Source organism: Massilia frigida, from assembly GCF_011682175.1.
Classification (GTDB): Bacteria; Pseudomonadota; Gammaproteobacteria; order Burkholderiales; family Burkholderiaceae_D; genus Telluria_A; species Telluria_A frigida.
In genome coordinates this window covers 1-818 of record NZ_WHJG01000146.1, presented here as the reverse complement: position 1 = coordinate 818, position 818 = coordinate 1, and the positions used below count along the sequence as shown (strand labels likewise).

Here is an 818-nt window from a genome sequence, read left to right as displayed (position 1 = left end):
CGCGCGTTGGTCCGTTCGGCTACAGTGCGCTCACGGTAGCGAACTTCATCGGCAGGCTCGAAGTGCTCCTTCTCGCCCCCACGCGGGTTGTGGTCGATCAGGGGGACATGTCCCAGTTCGCGGCAGTGGTCGTGCAACTCTTTGCTGCAATAGGCAGCGTCCATCACATCGTACAAATTGGTCACCCGTTGCTTCGTGATGTGCGACAGCGGCACGGCGGCGCGGCTGTCATGCATCGACGCAGAACACAGCAAGGCGGCGATGGGAACGCCACAATCGGCAGTATCAATGTGCAGCTTGTACCCATTCCAACTGGTCTTGTAACCCTGCGCGTTGCACTTGGTGCCGCGGTCGCAGATCGTCGGCAATTCGGCGAGCATGTCGGGCAAGGTCTGGCCGCGTTGGCGCCGGATCGGCGAGCCAGCAGCTGGTGCTGCTTGCTTGACGGGGCGCTCACCTTTACGCCGGCCTTTCTTGCGCGGTGCCGGTGCCGCGTTGGCCGCTGCTGCGGGCCGTTCGCGCGCAGTAATCGCCGTACCGTCGCGGCTGATGTGCCCGACCAACTGGTCGCCCAGGTGTTCCTTGATCATGGCTTCGTAGGCGCGTTCAACCAGCCGCTCCTCAGCGAACTGCGCAAAAGCCCGCGAAAACGTCGCCTCCGAAGGCAGCTTTGCGAACGGCGGAAATCCGCAAATGCGCCGCAAGGTCTTGTCCATGGTCAGGCGCTCGACCAGCCCGACGGTAGTGGTGATGCCCAGCACCGCCTTGGCCACGAAAGCATTCGCCAGCCAAGCCCGAACATGTGGCGGTCGGCCGAT

General features: G+C 63.3%; 1 protein-coding gene. It reads right to left on the bottom strand.

The genetic code is table 11. The annotated features are described in order from the left end of the window. A partial coding sequence (locus tag F2P44_RS34410) for a transposase (protein ID WP_167094587.1) occupies positions 1–818 on the bottom strand: 818 nt, incomplete at both ends.